Here is a 17,094-nt window from a genome sequence, read left to right on the forward strand (position 1 = left end):
ATCGGACGTCCTGCCGCGCACGCCGCTCGCCATGATGCCGTCGTGGTCCGGGATCGATCGAAACGATTGTTGCCTGACAATGGTGCAAGGGGTGCGGCGGTAGAATGTCGCTCGACGCGAGGGCGTTCCAGGCGCGGATTTAACGTTCTATGCGCAGTAGATTGCAAACGTGTGCGTCAACCGCGCGCAAGCCAGTATGGCCACGTAAAAAATACGGTATCGAGAGGGAGCTGTGAGTTTGTTACCGATCATTCTGTGCGGCGGAGCGGGATCGCGGCTCTGGCCGGTCTCGCGGGAATCGCACCCGAAGCCGTTCATCCGTCTCGCGGACGGCGAAAGCCTGCTGCAGAAAGCGTTCCTGCGCGCGGTCGCGTTGCCCGGCGTGAAGGAAGTGCTCACGGTAACCAACCGTGAGCTGTTCTTCAAGACCGAAGACGATTTCCGCGAGGTGAACGGCAAGAACGTCGCGACCTCGTTCATTCTCGAACCGTTCGGCCGCAACACGGCCGCGGCGGTTGCCACGGCGGCCTTGCACACGGCGAAGGCGCATGGCGCAGACACCGTGATGCTGGTGCTCGCCGCGGATCACCTGATCGCGGATCAAACCGCGTTCGCCGCGGCGGTCGCGCGTGCGCAGACGCTTGCGCAGGCCGGCAACGTGGTCACCTTCGGCATGCATCCGGATACGCCCGAAACCGGCTACGGCTATATCGAAGCCGATGGCGAGCGGGTCGTGCGCTTCGTCGAGAAGCCGTCACTGGAGAAGGCCCGCGAGTATCTGGCGTCGGGCAAGTTCGTGTGGAACTCGGGCATGTTCTGTTTCACCGCGGGCACGATCCTGAAGGAAATGCGCGAGCATTGTCCCGACATTCTCGATGCCGCGGCCGAATGCATGGACAAGTCGCCGTTCGCCGAAGGCAAGAGCGGCGCGCAGGTGCGTCTCGAGCCGGGCTGCTTCGGCGCGGTGCCGGAGCTGTCGTTCGACTACGCGGTAATGGAGAAGTGCGAGCACGCGGCGGTCGTGTGCTGCAACCTCGGCTGGACCGACGTCGGCTCGTGGACCGCGCTGTCCGACCTGTCGCCGGCCGATGCGAGCGGCAACCGCGTCGAAGGTGAGGCGCTGCTCGTCGACGTGAAGAACTCGTATCTGCGCAGCGACGGGCGCCTGATCGGCGCGGTCGGCGTCGACAACCTGATCGTGATCGACACGCCCGATGCGCTGCTCGTCGCGCACCGGGATCGCGCGCAGGACGTGAAGCAGATTTTCGCGGAGCTGAAGTCGCGCGGCCATGAGACGTACAAGGTGCATCGCACCGTGCATCGGCCGTGGGGCACGTACTCGGTGCTCGAAGAGGGGCCGCGCTTCAAGATCAAGCGCATCGAGGTGAAGCCGGGCGCGAGCCTGAGCCTGCAGATGCATCATCACCGCAACGAGCATTGGGTCGTGGTGAGCGGCATGGCGAAGGTCGTCAACGGCGAAAAAGAGTTCTTCGTGTCGACCAACGAGTCGACCTATATCCCGGCGGGTCACAAACATCGCCTCGAAAATCCGGGCGTCGTCGAGCTCGTGATGATCGAAGTGCAAAGCGGCGAATATCTGGGCGAAGACGATATCGTTCGCTTCGAAGACATTTACGGACGTACTTGAGATGGATATCAGTTTTACCAACGACTCGGAAGACCTGACACGTCACAACGAGCGCGACGACCTGCTGGTCGGCATGAAAGCGGTGCGGGTCTGGGGCACGCTCGGCTGGCACGACATCCGGCAGCGTTATCGCCGCTCGGTGCTCGGGCCGTTCTGGTTCACGCTCAGCACGGTCATCATGGTGGTCGTGCTCGGCGCGTTGTACTCGACGCTGCTGCACCAGGAACTCTCCGACTATCTACCGTATCTGGCGGTGGGTCTCGTCGTGTGGGCGTATCTGGCGTCGGTTGCCAACGAGGGCTGCATGGCCTTTATCGGCTCGGCCTATCTGATCAAGCAGATAAGGTTGCCGCTCACCGTGCACGTATGCCGCATCGCGTGGCGCAACTTCGTGATCCTGCTGCATAGCCTGCCGGTCGTCGTCGTGCTGCTGCTCGTGTTCGGTCACTGGCCGGGCTGGGAAATCGTGCTGGTGCCGTTCGCGCTCGTGATCCTGCTGCTGCACGGCGTGTGGCTCGGCGTCACGCTCGGCGTGCTGTGCGCACGCTTTCGCGACATTCCGCCGATCGTCACGAACCTGATCCAGGTCGTGTTCTTCTTCACGCCGGTCATGTGGTCGCCGGAAATCCTGAAGGACCGCGCGTGGGTCGCCGAATACAACCCGCTCTATCACCTGATCGAAACGGTGCGCGCGCCGCTTACCGGCCGCCCGACCCACTGGGAGTCGTGGGCGTGGTCGATTGGCCTCCTGATCGTCGGTTTTGCGTTCGCGCAGATCCTGATGAAGCGTTTCCGTAATCGCGTTCCTTACTGGCTTTGATATTGTGAGTTCTACATCGATTGTCGCTCGTAACATCTCCGTCGAATTTCCGATTTACGAGAACTCGCATCGCTCGCTGAAAAAGGCGGTGCTCAATTTGACGACGGGCGGCCGGATCGGCCAGGACGCGGGTCGCCATGCGATCGTCCGCGCGATCGACGACCTGAGCTTCACCTTCAGCGAAGGCGAGCGCATCGGCCTGATCGGCCACAACGGCTCGGGCAAGACGACGCTGTTGCGCACGCTGTCGGGCGTCTATGCGCCGGTGCGCGGCGAGCTGAAGGTGCGGGGCAAGATCGCGTCGCTGCTCGACGTGTCGATGGGCCTCGACCCCGACGCGACCGGCTTCGAAAACATCTATCTGCGCGGCATTCTCGACGGGCTGAAGCCCGCGCGCATCCGCAGCAAGATCGACGAGATCGCCGACTTCAGCGAGCTTGGCGATTACCTGAATCTGCCGGTGCGCACCTATTCGAGCGGGATGATGCTGCGCCTCGCGTTCGCGATCTCGACGAGCGTCGAAGCCGACATCCTGATCATGGACGAATGGCTGAGCGTCGGCGACGCCGAGTTCAGCGTGAAGGCGGCCGAGCGTCTGGAAGGCCTCGTCGGCAAGGCGGCGCTGCTGGTGGTGGCGTCGCACGACCCGTCGCTGGTCGCGCGCGTGTGCAGCCGCAAGATCTCGATGGAACACGGCAAGATGGTCGCCGACGAACCCGTGCTGCCGTCGGAAAAATCCGACGAGCCGCTCATCAGCCACACCGCGCAGTTGCCGCACTGAGCGCGCCGACGCGCGAGCTGCGAGCGCGACGGCGGCAGGCAAATCCATCGGCTCATCGGCTAAACCGCGCCCCGGCGCAAGCCCGTCCCGCAGTTCAGCAACACCCTCGCGACCAATCCCGAGGCGTAACAAGGTTCGAATTTGATGCGAGCTAATCACCCGTTTCTGCGCTACTCCGAATCCCTACTGGTGCGTCAGCCGTTTCGCACGCTGAAGGGTTTCGCGGGCGGCTATATCGCGTATCCGATTGCGGAGAACGCCGAAAAGCGCAACGTGCGCCCGAAAATCCGCGAGCTGCGCGGGCACTATTCGCTGCCGATGCCGCATCGCCGCCGCATCGCGCTCGAACGGCTCGTCGCCACGCTCGAATTCGCCGGCGCGAAGGTGCCTTACTATCGCGACCTGTTCCAGGCGAAGCAGTTGGATCCCGCCAAGGTCAGGAACGACCCGCGCTACCTCGAAGAACTGCCGTATCTGACCAAGGACATCATCCGCGAGCAGGGTCCGCGTCTCCTGTCGGGACCGCTCGAGGCTGGCAAGCACCACGCGTGCAAGACCGGTGGTTCGACCGGCCTCTCCACGACGATTTACTACGACCAGGAAGGCGCCGATTATTCGTCGGCGGTCACCAACTATTGCCGCGAGCGGATCGGCAAGCTGCGCCATCGCTCGGAGTTGCACTTCGCGTGCCGTTTCCCGGATCAGGTCGTGCCCGAGTGGCCGTCGCGCGAAGACTTCAAATGCTTCGCGATGAATCGCAGCAATGTCTTCTTCGACCGCATCGACGATCACGGCCTCGAGGAGATGTGGCGCACGCTGAAGCGCCGCCGCCCGTATCTCGCGCACTCGCATCCGTCGACGATGTACGCGCTCGCCTGCTATGTCGAGCGCAAGTACGGCGGCGGCAACGCGTTCCAGGTGTTCGAGTCGAGCGGCGAGCTGCTCGAGCCGCATGCGCGCGAGATGATCGCGAAGGCGTTGCGCTGCCGCGTGATCGACCGCTACGGCCTCGCCGAGCTCGGTGTGATGGCCTATGAGCTCGACGGTCACGAAGGCGGCTTCCAGATCCTCGAATCGGAAGGCTGGCCGGAAAGCCGCGTCGCGCCGGACAACCCCGACGGCGCGCACGAGCTCGTGTTCACCGGGTTCCGCAACCGGCTGATGCCGTTGATCCGCTACACGACCGGCGACCTCGCGCGCGTGCAGGAGACGGAGAAGGGCGTCTTCCTGACCGACGTGGTCGGCCGGATTCACGACGTCGTGCCGATCAACGGCGTCGCGCATCCGACGCACCACATCCAGGACATGCTCGATCACCGCGTCGGCGGCATCCAGGAATTCCAGATCGATCTGCGCACGACGCCGCCCACTTTGCGCATCGTGCTCGAACCGCACGCGAACGCGGAGGACACCACCGCGAAGCTGCGCCACTTCTGGCAGGACGCGTTCACGATCGCCTACGTCGGTCACGACGATTTCGTGCGCGTGGGCAGTCGCGCCAAATTCCGTCACGTGGTGAGCGCATGATCGGCGTCGCGTTTCCCGATGCGCGCGCCGACGCCGGCCAATACGTGCTGGCGGGGCTGCGGCGCTCGGTCAGCGCGACCCAGGCCCAGGCGATCGCGCGCAACATGCTGCGCGAGAGCGCGCCCGACGTCGTGGTCGCGGTCGACGCGCCCGATGCGTGGAGCGCCGACCTGATCGCGTTCGTGCAGGCGCGGCCGCGCAAGCTGATCGTGTTCGGCCATATGCCGATCGCGCTCGCGGACTATCTGCGTTATCGGCCCGCGGCGTTGCCCGCCGACCTCTCGCAAGCGAGCCGCAGTGCAACGGCGCCTTCGGGCGAGTCGCGCGAAAGCGCGGCGGCGGTGCGCTACGGCGCGCTCGCGCAGACACTCGGCGGCGCGCCTTGGCATCGCCCGTTCGAGCGCTTCGATTTCACCGACGAATGGAACAACCTCGGCTACGGCGCGATTCGCGCCGACGGCTCGATCTGGGCGCTCGCGCAGGCGCCCGAAGTTCCGGCCGAAGCGGAGCTGGCCGCGGTCGTCGTGAACGGCGAGCGACAGTTCGCGTACGGGGCGCTGTGGGATGCGGGCGCATCGGCCGTGCTGTGGTTCAACCGGCCGGTCGGCCCGTGCGATTCGTTCGAATGGCGCCTCGTCGAGCAGTTTCTGTCGGGCTACCGGGCCGATGCGCTGCCGTGTCAGCCGGTGCTGAGCGAACTCCCGTGGGGTTACGACGCGGCGATCACGTCGCGGCTCGATTGCGACGAGGACGTCGAATCGGCGCGCCCGTTGTGGCACGCGTACCGGCGTCTCGGCGTGCCGTTCACGCTCGCCGTGCATACGCAGAACCTGCAACGCGGCGGCCAGCACGACATCCTGCGCGAACTGCTTGCCGACCGGCAGCAGGGCGCGGTGCTGTCGCACACGGCGACGCACTCGCCGAACTGGGGCGGCAGCTACGACACCGCGATCGCGGAAGGCGTGCAATCGGCCGAACTGCTCGAACGTGCGACCGGCGTGCCGGTGCGCTACGCGGTGTCGCCGTTTCACCAGTCGCCGCCGTACGCGATGCGCGGCCTGATCGACGCGGGCTACGCGGGCTGCATCGGCGGCATCATCCGCAACGATCCGGAGTTTCTGAGCGCACGCGGCGGCGCGTTGGCCGGTTTGCCGGCGGGCTTCGTCGGTCACAGCCAACAGTGCATGCTGCACGGCGACTGCATGCTGAAAGAGGGCGATCCGCTCGCGATCTTCAAGCAGGCCTTCGACACCGCGTACGCGACCAACACGCTGTTCGGCTATCTCGACCATCCGTTCTCCGAGCGCTACGCGTACGGCTGGACCGACGAGGCGGCGCGCATCGACGCGCACGAGCAGTTGATCGCCTACATGCGCGGCAAGGCCCAACGGCCGCTGTTCCTGCACGAGGAAGCCGCGCTCGATTTCCTGCGCTTGCGCTCGCTCGCGCAGATCGTCGAACACGACGGCGTCTTTCGCGTCGTCACGCCCTTCGCCGACACGACGCCGCTCGCGCTCGGCGTCGAGTTCCGGGGCGCTCATACCAAAGTCGAGCCGGGGAAAGCACTGCAATGAAAGTCATGGTGGTGATGGGCACGCGGCCCGAGGTCATCAAGCTCGCACCGCTCGTGCGAGCGCTGCGCAGCGAGTTCGACACGATCGTCTGCGCGAGCGGGCAGCATAGGGACATGGCCGCGCAGGCGCTCGAATTCTTCGGCATCGAACCGGACATCACGCTCGAAACGATGCACCCGGGTCAATCGCTGAACGCGCTCGCGTCGCGCCTGATCGCCGCGCTCGATCGCGCGCTCGACGAAACACGTCCCGATTGGGTGATCGTGCAGGGCGACACGACGACCGCGTTCTGCGCGGGCTTCGCGGCGTTCCAGCGCGGCATCCGCGTCGGTCACGTCGAGGCGGGGCTGCGCACCGGCGATCTGGCGAGTCCGTTTCCCGAGGAAGCGAACCGCAGCCTGCTCGGCCGCATCGCGACGCTGCATTTCGCGCCGACCTCGCGCGCGCGCGACAACCTGCTCAGCGAAGGCGTCGCGCCAGAGAAGATCGTCGTGACCGGCAACACGGTCGTCGATGCGATCGGCGAAGTGCGCGCGAGCTGGAGCGTCACGCCGCCGGCGAGTCCGCTGCCCGCATGGCATGGCGCGCAGCAGCAGCACGTGCTCGTCACGTGCCATCGGCGCGAGAATTTCGGCGACGTGCTGCAGGACATCTGCCGCGTGCTGCGCGACCTGTGTCAGCGCTATAGCGATTACCGCTGGGTGTTCCCCGTGCATCTGAACCCGGCCGTGCGCGAGCCCGTGCATCGCGAGCTCGATGGCATCCCGAACCTCGCGCTGATCGAGCCGGTCGACTATCCGACGAGCCTTTATCTGATCAGCGGCAGCGCCGTCGTGGTCAGCGATTCGGGCGGCATCCAGGAAGAAGCGCCAACCTTCGGCGTGCCGGTCGTCGTGATGCGCAATCACACCGAGCGCCGCGAAGGCGTCGACGCCGGTTTCGCGACGCTCGCGGGCCAAAGCGCGGCGAGCATCGAAAGCGCGGTGATCGGCTGGCTCGACGATCCCGCGCGGCGCGCGGCGCTGCGCGATCGCGCGAATCCGTACGGCGACGGACTGGCCTCACGACGCATCGTCGACAGCCTGCGCGGCCGACCGGTCGAGGTGTTCGTTGGCTGACGGCAAGAACCCCGTGCTTGCCCCGCAAGACTGCGTGCTGTTTTCGAGCGCCGACTGGGACGAGCCGTACTGGACCAACAAGCAGCACACGGCGAGCATCCTCGCCGCGCGCGGCTGGCGGATTCTGTATGTGGAAAGCGTTGGCTTCCGCTCGCCGAAAGTGGCCAGCGGCCGCGACTGGTCGCGCCTGTGGCGACGTCTGTGGCGCGGCGTGCAGTCGCTCGTGCTCGGCCCGCCGCGCCGCGCCGACAACATCTGGGTGCTGTCGCCGCTGATGGTGCCGGCCGGGCATCATCTGCCGTTCGTGCGCTCGCTGAATCAGGCGATGCTGCGTTTTTCGGTGAACCGCTTCGCGAGGTCGCATCGCTACGTCAAGCCGGTCGTGTGGACGTATCACCCGTACATGCTCGATGCGATCGCGACGCTGCCGCGCGGGACCCTGGTCTACCACTGCGTCGACGATATCGCGGCGATTCCGGGCGTCGACGTCGACGCGTTCCGCAATGCCCAGCAGGACCTGCTCGGGCGCTGCGAGGCGGTATTCACGACTGCGCAGTCGCTGAAGGACGTGTGCCTGCCGTTTAACCCCAATACGCATTTCTTCGGCAACGTCGTCGATGAAGCGCACTTCGGCGCAGCGCGCGCGGACGGCCCGCTGCCCGCCGAGCTCGCCGCGATCGACGAGCCGCGGCTCGTGTATCACGGCGTGCTGTCGGACTTCAAGGTCGATCTGCCGTTGCTGCTGCAAACCGCGCAGGCGCGGCCGCAGTGGCAATGGGTGATCATCGGCGAGGAGCGCGAAGGGCAGCGCAGCGACCTGCTCGCGCAGCTCAAGCGTCTGCCGAACGTGCATCTGCTCGGCTACCGGCCGTATCGCGTGCTGCCGCACTATTTGCGCGGCATGCGGGTCGGTGTGTTGCCGACGCTGATCAACGAATACACGCACTCGATGTTTCCGATGAAGTTCTACGAATATCTCGCGGCCGGTCTGCCGGTCGTATCGACGCCGCTCGATTTCGCGAAGGAACCGCGCGCGGGGCTCGAAGTGGGCAGCGATGCCGACGCGTTCATCGCGGCGATCGACAAGCAGCTTGCACGCGGCAAGCTGAGCGTGGAGGAAGCCCGCGCTGCGGTTGGCGAGAACACGTGGGAAGCGCGGCTGGACAAGATGCTGGCGATCACCTTCCACTTCCCGCAGGCGGGCGGCGGCAGCGCGCGGCCACACGGCGCTGAGGTGCGCGCGTGAGGGTCGTTCATGTGTACCGCACGTACTTCCCGGACCCGCCCGGCGGCCTGCAGGAAGCGATCCGCCAGATTGCGCTAGCGACGCGCGAGCGCGGCGTCGAACCGCGCATTCTGACGCTGTCGCCGAGCCCGACGCCGACCGTCGTCGAACGCCCGGAAGGGCAGGTGATCCGCGAGAAATCGTGGGCGGCGCCGGCATCGTGCGATCTCGGCGGGCCCTGCTCGGTGATCAGGTATCGCGAGCTGGCCGACTGGGCCGACGTCGTGCATTTCCACTTTCCGTGGCCGTTCGCCGACGTATTGCATCTGCTCGGACGCACCAGCAAACCGACGGTGATGACTTACCACTCCGACATCGTGCGGCAGAAGCTGCTCGGCGCCGTCTATGGGCCGCTGATGCGGCGCACGCTGCGCAGCATGTCCGCGGTGGTCGCGACGTCGGCGGCCTATGCGCGGACCAGTGAGACGCTTGCCGCGTGCGTGTCGAAGGAGCGTCTGAAGACGATTCCGCTCGGCATCATCGACTATCGCGACGAGCCGCAGCCGCTCGATGCGCAGCGCAAGCTCGAGAGCCGGCTCGGCCTGGCGCCGGGCGAGCCGTATTTTCTGGCGCTCGGCGTGTTGCGCTACTACAAGGGACTGCATACGCTCGTCGAGGCCGCCCGGCATGTGCAGGCGAAAATCGTCATCGCTGGCTCGGGGCCGGAGCGCGAGCGGCTCGCCGCCTTGGCGCGGCAGCATGGCGCGACCAACGTCGTGTTTGCCGGGCAGGTCACGCATGAGGAAAAGGTTGCGCTGCTCGAGGGCTGTCGCGCGATGGTGCTGCCCTCGCATTTGCGCTCCGAAGCGTTCGGGATGGTGCTGGTCGAAGCCGCGATGTTCGGCAAACCGATGGTGTGCTGTGAGGTGGGGTCGGGGACCTCGTTCGTCAACGAGGATGGGGTGACGGGGTTTGTCGTGCCGCCCGAGGCGCCCGAACCGCTGATCGCCGCGATTAACCGGCTGGCGCTGGATGAAGCACTGGCGCGCGGCATGGGAGCGGCGGCGCGGCAGCGATATGAGCGGCTATTTTCTGGGCCAGCGTTGGGAAACGCATATAAATCGCTGTATGAACACGTATTGTCTTCCTGAGTCGTTATTTTCTTTCTCTCTATATCGCCGAAAAGCTTGCGAAAGGGTTTAATTCACCTTTCTTTGCGCAAATTCGGCCTATATGCGAGATGTTGGTATTATCTGCGCGGTCGAGCCCGGTACACTGATTATTCTGCTTCGTTACAGATATTGCGGGCTCAGGGTTGTTAACTCAGGGTTGTTAAATCAGTCGGCGATAAGTTGACAAATAAATTGGCAGCGGGTTGTAGGGGAGGGCGCGAGATGGTAGCGTGATGCCGCTTTACGCCGTCCGGATATTGATCCTCGTGGTTCGACTTGACCCGCTGCCGCGCCAGAACGAATTTCTACGGCATCGCATGTGCCTTCCACACTCTTTTCTGCCCTGCGGCGGTTCACTGAATGAGCAGCAAACCACTCGTCGTCGATCTTGATGGAACTCTCATTCGCTCGGACGTCCTGATTGAATGCGGATTTGCTTTCACCCGATCCGCTCCCCATCGGTTCTACGAGCCGCTTCTGTGGCTCCTGCGCGGGGGCAAAGCCGGCCTCAAAGCCCGCTTGGCCGAAGCGACCGATATCGACGTCACCGTCCTGCCCTACGACGCCACGGTCATCGAGTGGCTGAAGGAAGAACGGGCCGCCGGGCGGTCGCTCGTGCTGGCGACCGCTAGCCATGAACGCTACGCGAAGGCGATTGCCGATCATCTTGGGCTATTCGACAAAACCTTCGCCACGCATAGCGACATCAATCTGTCCGCGCATCGCAAGCGCGACAGGCTCGTGGCCGAGTTCGGCGAGAAAGGCTTCGACTACGCGGGCAATTCGCACGACGATGTCGCAGTCTGGGCCGCGGCCGAGCGTGCTTATGTGATCAATCCGTCGAGTGGCGTAGAGCGCGCGGCCCGCAAGCAGGGCAACGTCGAGCGCGTCATCGACCAACGCTCCGCGTGGCCGGGAACGTGGGCGAAGTCGTTGCGACTGCATCAGTGGCTGAAGAATCTGCTGATTTTCGTTCCGCTGCTCGCGGCGCATCAACTGTCGGACGCCGCGCTGGTCATTGCCGCGCTCCTCGCTTTTTTTGCCTTCGGTGTCTGTGCGTCGAGCGTCTACCTGTTGAACGATCTGCTCGATCTCGAGGACGACCGGCATCATCCGACCAAGCGCAAACGCCCGCTTGCTTCGGGCGCGTTGCCGCTGGTTTGGGGCGCGGCGCTCTGTCCCGTTCTGCTGGTCGTGGGCGGCGCGATCGCGTGGTTCTGCCTGCCTCATAAGTTCGCGCTGGTTTTGCTTGGATATTACGTACTCACGCTGGCCTATTCGTTCTATCTGAAGCGGCGAGTCATGATGGACGTGGTGGTGCTGGCCTTGCTCTATACGACACGGATCATCGCCGGAAGCGCCGCGATCGATGCGCGGCTCACGTTCTGGCTGCTCGCGTTTTCGATGTTCATTTTTCTCAGCCTCGCGCTCGTCAAGCGGTATGCGGAACTGCACGCGTTGAAGGAGCGCGGCCTCGTGAAGTCACGCGGCCGCGGCTATGTCGCGAGCGATCTGCCGTTGATTTCGTCACTAGGCGCGGCCTCGGGCTATCTGTCCGTGCTGGTTCTCGCGCTTTATATTCAGGACGGCAATACGGCGAGCCTCTATCGGCATCCACAGTACATCTGGGTGGCCTGTCCTCTGCTGCTTTACTGGGTGAGCCGCACGTGGATCATCGCGCATCGCGGCTCCATGCATGACGACCCGATCATATTCGCGGCAAAAGACCGGAGCAGCTGGCTGATCATGGCCCTATGCGGTGCCGTGTTCTGGATGGCGATCTAGCCATGTCGAAAGTCCAGTCCTGGGGGCGCTATCCGTACGCGCTGCAAGAGGCCCATCCGATCGCCTGGCGTGATATGGCCGCGGCGGTATGGCGAAGTGTCGGCGGCACGCAGCGCACGACCCTTGCCTTCGGCAATGGGCGCAGTTACGGCGACAGTTGCCTCGCGTCTTCGGGACACGTGGTCCAGACGCTGCCGCTGGACCGGATGATTCTGGCCGACTGGCAAAACGGCGTATTGCGCGCTGAACCGGGCATGACGCTCGAGCAGATTCTCGACGTGGCGATTCCGCGTGGATGGATGTTGCCCGTGACGCCGGGGACGAAGTACGCGACGTTGGGCGGCGCGATCGCCAACGACGTGCACGGCAAGAATCACCATGTACGCGGCACGTTTGGCCGGCATGTGCGGCGTTTCTCCTTGCTGCGAAGCGACGGCACGCAGTTCGAATGTACGCCGGACCTCCACCCCGAGTACTTCACCGCGACGATCGGCGGCCTTGGTATGACGGGGCTGATCGCGTGGGCTGAAATCCAGCTGATGCCGATCAGGTCGAGCATGCTCGACGTGACCAGTATCCGCTTTGCCAACCTCGACGAGTTCTTCGCGCTGTCCGAACGGCTCGACGAACTGCATGAGTACAGCGTGGCGTGGGTGGACTGTCAGAGCCGCGATGCCGCGTTGGGCAGAGGCATTTTCATGGTCGGCGATCACGCCTCCGAGGGGGGGCTCGACGTCGAACGCCGCAAGACGCGTACGGTGCCGTTCACGTCGCCGATCCCCGTTTTCAACCGCCTGACCCTGCGCGCCTTCAACGAGTTGTACTACAGGCGGCAACGCGCGGACGCGCTTCGCTCGACGGTGAGTTACGACTCGTACTTCTATCCGCTCGACAGCCTGCTTGAATGGAATCGCATCTATGGCCGCTCGGGCTTCCAGCAGTATCAATGCGTGATCCCGGCAGCCGTTGCGCGCGAGGCAACGCGGGCCATTCTCGACGCGATTGCCCGCAGCGGCACGGGGTCGATACTTGCCGTGCTGAAGCGCTGCGGCGCCATCAAATCGCCGGGCTTGCTGTCTTTTCCGCTCGAAGGCACCTCGCTCGCGCTCGACTTCCCGCAGCGCGAGGAATCGAATCGCAAGCTTTTCGACCGGCTGGATGCGATCGTGCGCGAGAGCGGCGGCCGTTTGTATCCCGCCAAGGACGCGCATATGTCGGGCGAAGATTTTCGCGCTGCCTATCCGCAGTGGGAACAGGTCGAAGCGCTGCGTGATCCGGCTTTGCTGTCACGCTTTTGGGAACGAACCACTCGAGTATGAAAAACATCGTTATCGTAGGCGCCACTTCGGCGATCGCCATTGCCTGTGCACGGCAATGGGCTAAACAGGGCGCGCGGTTCTTTCTCGTCGCGCGCAACATGGAGCGCCTCCAGCAGGTTGCCGACGACCTCAAGGCACGTGGTGCGCAAGACGTGCTGTGTCAGCAGTTGGACATCGATCAGCTCGGTGAACATGCCGCCATGATGCAGCGTTGTTCGGCCGAGTTCGGCGCGCTCGACATCGTGCTGGTGGCGCCGGGTACGCTGCCTGACCAGCAGGACTGTCAGAACGATGCCGACGTCGCGGTCCGCGAGTTCAATACCAATGCCGTATCGATCATCGCGTTGCTGACGCGTTTTGCCACTGTGATCGAGCAGCAGCGGCGCGGCACGATCGCGGTCATTTCGTCGGTGGCCGGCGATCGCGGTCGCCAGTCGAACTATCTGTACGGCAGTGCAAAAGCAGCGCTCTCCGCGTTTTGCGAGGGCCTGAGGGCGCGCCTGTTCAAGGCGGGCGCGCATGTGCTGACGATCAAGCCCGGCTTTGTCGCGACGCCAATGACAGCGGGTCTTCCCTTGCCGGGACCGCTTGTTGCTACCGCGGACAAGGTCGCGGGCGATATAGTGCGCGCGGTGGAAAAGGGTAGGGATGTCATTTATACCCCGTGGTTCTGGTGGGGCATCATGCTGATCATTCGCTCTATTCCCGGCCGCGTTTTCAAGCGGCTCTCGTTGTGATGCATTGCATGCATCGCGACGGATCTGCCGTGCTCGACGGCAACCGTCGCCGCCCAGCGAGCGCATGGCGCGGCGAATGTTCGTTCGACCTTCCTGACCTGGTGTGCCTTTCGTGAACTCCTCGGCAACTCCCATGAGCGCGTCGCGCCTCGTGATTTTTTACGCGATATTCGCGGCAGTTTCGATCGCCGCGAATATCGGTCTGCAGAAGCTCTCGCTGATCACCTATTCGGGAGCGTTCAGCGTGCCGCTGTCGGTGGTCATCGGAACGGGTGGCGGGCTGGTGGTGAAGTTCTTACTCGACAAGCTCTGGATCTTTCGATACCAGCATCGCGATCTGTCGCACGGCATACAGAGTTTTCTGCTGTACACGGTGATGGGGCTCGCAACTACGGCGATTTTCTGGGGCTTCGAATTCGGCGCGGACGCGATCTATCATTCCGAGCCTGCCCGCTTTACGGGCGGCGTGATTGGCCTCGTGATTGGTTACATAGTCAAATATCGGCTCGACAAGAAGTTCGTTTTTGCCTGATTCGGGCAATGCATTGATTTTTGTAGTTGCGCTGCCGCACGCGCGTAATCAGAAAATATTGACCAATGAACATGCAACGATTTAGACAGTACCTTTCGGAGAACGCGCTTCTACTGGTGGTCACCATTGCCGTGGGTGGTTATCTCGCGTGGCAGACGCGCAACTTTCAGCTCGATGATTCGCTGATCTATCTGCGATATTTGCGCAATCTGTTTGACGGGCAAGGGCTCACCTACAACGCGGGCGATCGCTTCAACGGGCTCACGTCGCCGTTGTATTCCTACTTGCTGATCGTGGCGAACGTCGTGGCCGGTAATTTGCAATATACGACGATCTTTTTGTCGTTCGTGTTCCTGTGCGCGGCCGCGATCACCGGAGCGCATCTGCTGGCGAGCGGAAAATACGAACAGACGCTGTGCGCGCTGATCGTTGTTTCCTTCAATTATTTTTACTACACCTTTGGGATGGAGACTTCGCTGTTTCTGTTCCTCTCCGCGCTCGCGTTGATACTCTATCGCAGGGAGCAATTTTTCGGTCTGGGTGTGGTGCTGGGTCTGCTGTTCATCACGCGCAGTGAAGGTGTGTTCCTTGGCCTTGTCGTGGTCGTCGATTACTTCATCAGGAACAGAAAGCTGCCTCATGTTAAGTATTTCGTCGCGCCGGTCATTCTGCTCGCGGCCAATTTCATATTTAACTACTACTACTACGGCGCGTTTCTTCCGGCCACCGGCAATGCGAAGCTCGGGCAGGGCAAGTCAGGGTACTGGGGCGAGGGACTGATTTTTCTCCACGTGCAGTACATGAAGGACGCTTTCTTCGGGGGTGACTTCCGGCTGCTCGCGTTCATGCTGCCGATCGGTCTCGTCGGCGTGCTGTCGAGTCTCGGCAACAGGATCGCGTGGCTCGTCATTCTCTATCTCGTGCTGCTGGGTTCGTTTTATGTGTTTCTGCATATTCCGAATTACCACTGGTACTACGCACCATTCTTCCTCTTCGGCTTGTTGTTCGTTGGTGTGGGCGCGTGGAGGGTGCTCAGCTTCACGTACGAGCGGTCCCGGGAGAGCTCTGTTTTCCTCTCGCTGTTCCTTGCGTTTTTTCTCGTCACGAGCGGATTCGTTTACCACAGCTTTGGTATCTCGAACGTGCAGCGCGGCCCGATGGACGCATACAAGAATATTGGTGAATGGATAAAAACCAACACGCCAGCCAAGGCGGTCGTTGCAAGCGTCGAGATCGGAACCGTGGGCTGGTACTCCGACCGGTACATCATCGACATTCTCGGTCTGACCAATCGCTATAACGCGGACTACATTGCTCGCAAGGATCTTTACTCGTGGCTCACGAAGTACAGCCCGGATTACATTCTCGTGCATGAGCCGCTCGGGACTTTCGAGGCAAGCGCGACTTGCCTGCTCGCGAGCCAGGCCTATGCTCCTGTGGACACATTCAATTTCGCTGGTTACCGCCTGCTACGGCGCAGTGACGCCGTGGGGACGCAGCAGCAGATTCAAACATGCGCAAAAGGGCCGCGGACCTGATGAGTCCTGCAACACTCGTTGCGAAGTCATGCCTGCCGGCTTGAGGCAATAACGGCCGACTCGATGTTCGAGTCGGCTGTGGACTTCTGCTCATCTTTTTGTCCAAAAAAATACTGAATTACAGGATATGCAGCGAGAAAAACCCCGCCTCTTCCCATTGCTCGTGTTTTTATGGGCGTTGCTGCTCATGTGGTATCGGGCGCCTCAGCGCATCGAGCACGGCTTTCTGTGGGCCGAAGACGCCACGATCTTTATCGCGCAAGCGCACGAACTGGGTATCCGGTCATTCGTCCAGGGCTATTCCGGCTATTGGCATGTCGTTCCGCGTCTGGTCGCGTGGCTGCAGATGAAAACGACGCCAATCGACGAGGCGCCGTACTTTTTCATGTGGGCGTGTGCGTTGATCACGGCCGGGTCGAGCGCCTACATGGCTCACGCGTTTCGAATCTTCTCGCGTCCCATCGCCGCACTTCTCGCACTCGGACCTCTGCTGGTCCCGCAGACGGGCGAGACGCTGCTGAACGTTACGAATATTCAATGGATACTGCTTCCGGCGCTCATCGTTCTGCTGTGGGAAAACCTGTTCAATCCGCCGACATCCTGGTATAGCGTTCGGGCCTTGGCGGCTGCGGTCATTGCGTTGACAGGCCCCTTTGGCATCATCACGTTCGGCCCGACCGTGCTGGCTTGTATCTACGCGCGGCGTCGTGGGAAGTTTTCATATCGTCAGACTGGATTTCTGGCCGTCTATACCGCGGGCGTAGCGGGGCAGGTTTATGCGGTCGCAACGAACGCCTCGCCGCCGCTCGACTTCGGTCCGGCGCCGTATGTGTGGCGTTATGGCTCCCGGATGATCCGCGAGCTGTTTTGCAGTCTGCTGCCGTCCCCGGATAGCGTTCCGCTAATCGCCGGCTTGATCCTGGCGATCGTCTTGGTGTTCGTCGTGGCGAGATCGCGAGCGGTTTTTGCCTGTCTGCTGCTCGCGCCGATGGCGGGCATCATCTGGTTGCTCGGCGCCGCGAGATCGAATCCGTACTCGGTACACATGGAGTGGTACGGCTTCGGTGCCCGGTACATCTATCCTGCCTTGCTGTTCTTTTTCTGGGCCGCGCTGCTGTCGATCGCAACGTCGAGTTCGAAGCTGTCGCGGGTATTAGCGGGGGGATTCGCCGTCGTTATCCTGCTGGCCAGCGCTACGAGATTTCCCGCGTCGGAATGGCCAATGTGGAACATTACGGCGAACGACAAGGGGCATACGCTAAAGGTCGCGCCGAACTGGGCGGTACAGATTCCTGCTAGCCCGCCCGGCCATTAGGTC

At 62.9% G+C, this 17,094-nt stretch carries 14 protein-coding genes; all 14 read left to right on the forward strand.

Going from position 1 to position 17,094, the window contains the following annotated elements; genetic code table 11:
• Positions 1-232 precede the first annotated feature (232 nt).
• The 14 genes from HDG32_RS07560 (at position 233) to HDG32_RS07625 (ending at position 17,091) form a co-directional block, all read left to right on the forward strand.
• Entirely contained in the window at positions 233-1,648 is a 1,416-nt protein-coding gene (locus HDG32_RS07560; RefSeq protein WP_184065120.1) for a mannose-1-phosphate guanylyltransferase/mannose-6-phosphate isomerase, read from the forward strand.
• A 1-nt stretch (position 1,649) separates the two neighbouring features.
• On the forward strand, positions 1,650-2,468 hold the full coding sequence (locus HDG32_RS07565) for an ABC transporter permease (RefSeq protein WP_184065123.1): 819 nt from the start codon (positions 1,650-1,652) through the stop codon (positions 2,466-2,468).
• A gap of 4 nt (positions 2,469-2,472) precedes the next feature.
• Positions 2,473-3,249, forward strand: a complete 777-nt coding sequence (locus HDG32_RS07570) for an ABC transporter ATP-binding protein (protein ID WP_184065126.1) — start codon at positions 2,473-2,475, stop codon at positions 3,247-3,249.
• 144 nt (positions 3,250-3,393) lie between these two features.
• Positions 3,394-4,776 carry a phenylacetate--CoA ligase family protein gene (locus HDG32_RS07575; protein ID WP_184065129.1) on the forward strand — a complete coding sequence of 461 codons (1,383 nt, stop codon included), beginning with the start codon at positions 3,394-3,396 and terminating at the stop codon, positions 4,774-4,776.
• Complete coding sequence (locus HDG32_RS07580; protein ID WP_184065132.1) at positions 4,773-6,350, forward strand: polysaccharide deacetylase; 1,578 nt, start codon at positions 4,773-4,775, stop codon at positions 6,348-6,350. The genes HDG32_RS07575 and HDG32_RS07580 overlap by 4 nt, the downstream gene beginning before the upstream one ends.
• The gene (gene wecB / locus HDG32_RS07585; protein ID WP_184065135.1) at positions 6,347-7,468 is read left to right on the forward strand and encodes a non-hydrolyzing UDP-N-acetylglucosamine 2-epimerase; all 1,122 of its coding nucleotides are present in this window, start codon (positions 6,347-6,349) and stop codon (positions 7,466-7,468) included. The genes HDG32_RS07580 and wecB overlap by 4 nt, the downstream gene beginning before the upstream one ends.
• Complete coding sequence (locus HDG32_RS07590; RefSeq protein ID WP_184065138.1) at positions 7,461-8,714, forward strand: glycosyltransferase; 1,254 nt, start codon at positions 7,461-7,463, stop codon at positions 8,712-8,714. Before wecB ends, HDG32_RS07590 begins: the two co-directional genes overlap by 8 nt.
• Positions 8,711-9,844 (forward strand): glycosyltransferase, encoded by a 1,134-nt coding sequence (locus HDG32_RS07595; RefSeq protein ID WP_184038504.1) that lies wholly within the window; start codon positions 8,711-8,713, stop codon positions 9,842-9,844. The genes HDG32_RS07590 and HDG32_RS07595 overlap by 4 nt, the downstream gene beginning before the upstream one ends.
• A 381-nt stretch (positions 9,845-10,225) precedes the next feature.
• Complete coding sequence (locus HDG32_RS07600; RefSeq protein WP_184065141.1) at positions 10,226-11,650, forward strand: UbiA family prenyltransferase; 1,425 nt, start codon at positions 10,226-10,228, stop codon at positions 11,648-11,650.
• 2 nt (positions 11,651-11,652) lie between these two features.
• Positions 11,653-12,969 carry an FAD-binding oxidoreductase gene (locus HDG32_RS07605; protein WP_184065144.1) on the forward strand — a complete coding sequence of 439 codons (1,317 nt, stop codon included), beginning with the start codon at positions 11,653-11,655 and terminating at the stop codon, positions 12,967-12,969.
• On the forward strand, positions 12,966-13,706 hold the full coding sequence (locus HDG32_RS07610) for an SDR family oxidoreductase (protein ID WP_184038516.1): 741 nt from the start codon (positions 12,966-12,968) through the stop codon (positions 13,704-13,706). Before HDG32_RS07605 ends, HDG32_RS07610 begins: the two co-directional genes overlap by 4 nt.
• 133 nt (positions 13,707-13,839) lie before the next feature.
• Positions 13,840-14,238: a GtrA family protein gene (locus HDG32_RS07615; RefSeq protein WP_184065146.1), complete on the forward strand. Its 399-nt coding sequence runs from the start codon at positions 13,840-13,842 to the stop codon at positions 14,236-14,238.
• Positions 14,239-14,309: 71 nt separating this feature from the next.
• Complete coding sequence (locus tag HDG32_RS07620) at positions 14,310-15,776, forward strand: hypothetical protein (protein WP_260336288.1); 1,467 nt, start codon at positions 14,310-14,312, stop codon at positions 15,774-15,776.
• Positions 15,777-16,203: 427 nt separating this feature from the next.
• Complete coding sequence (locus tag HDG32_RS07625) at positions 16,204-17,091, forward strand: hypothetical protein (protein WP_184065152.1); 888 nt, start codon at positions 16,204-16,206, stop codon at positions 17,089-17,091.
• The last annotated feature ends 3 nt before the right edge of the window (positions 17,092-17,094 follow it).

Origin of the sequence: Paraburkholderia sp. CI2 (assembly GCF_014201055.1) — a bacterium.
GTDB classification, from domain to species: Bacteria; Pseudomonadota; Gammaproteobacteria; order Burkholderiales; family Burkholderiaceae; genus Paraburkholderia; species Paraburkholderia tuberum.

Coding starts and splice junctions, on each gene's coding strand:
- wecB (WP_184065135.1), top strand. CDS start 6,347: ATGAAAGTCATGGTGGTGATGGGCACGCGGCCCGAGGTCATCAAGCTC.
- HDG32_RS07620 (WP_260336288.1), top strand. CDS start 14,310: ATGCAACGATTTAGACAGTACCTTTCGGAGAACGCGCTTCTACTGGTG.
- HDG32_RS07610 (WP_184038516.1), top strand. CDS start 12,966: ATGAAAAACATCGTTATCGTAGGCGCCACTTCGGCGATCGCCATTGCC.
- HDG32_RS07600 (WP_184065141.1), top strand. CDS start 10,226: ATGAGCAGCAAACCACTCGTCGTCGATCTTGATGGAACTCTCATTCGC.
- HDG32_RS07580 (WP_184065132.1), top strand. CDS start 4,773: ATGATCGGCGTCGCGTTTCCCGATGCGCGCGCCGACGCCGGCCAATAC.
- HDG32_RS07575 (WP_184065129.1), top strand. CDS start 3,394: ATGCGAGCTAATCACCCGTTTCTGCGCTACTCCGAATCCCTACTGGTG.
- HDG32_RS07625 (WP_184065152.1), top strand. CDS start 16,204: ATGGCTCACGCGTTTCGAATCTTCTCGCGTCCCATCGCCGCACTTCTC.
- HDG32_RS07605 (WP_184065144.1), top strand. CDS start 11,653: ATGTCGAAAGTCCAGTCCTGGGGGCGCTATCCGTACGCGCTGCAAGAG.
- HDG32_RS07565 (WP_184065123.1), top strand. CDS start 1,650: ATGGATATCAGTTTTACCAACGACTCGGAAGACCTGACACGTCACAAC.
- HDG32_RS07615 (WP_184065146.1), top strand. CDS start 13,840: ATGAGCGCGTCGCGCCTCGTGATTTTTTACGCGATATTCGCGGCAGTT.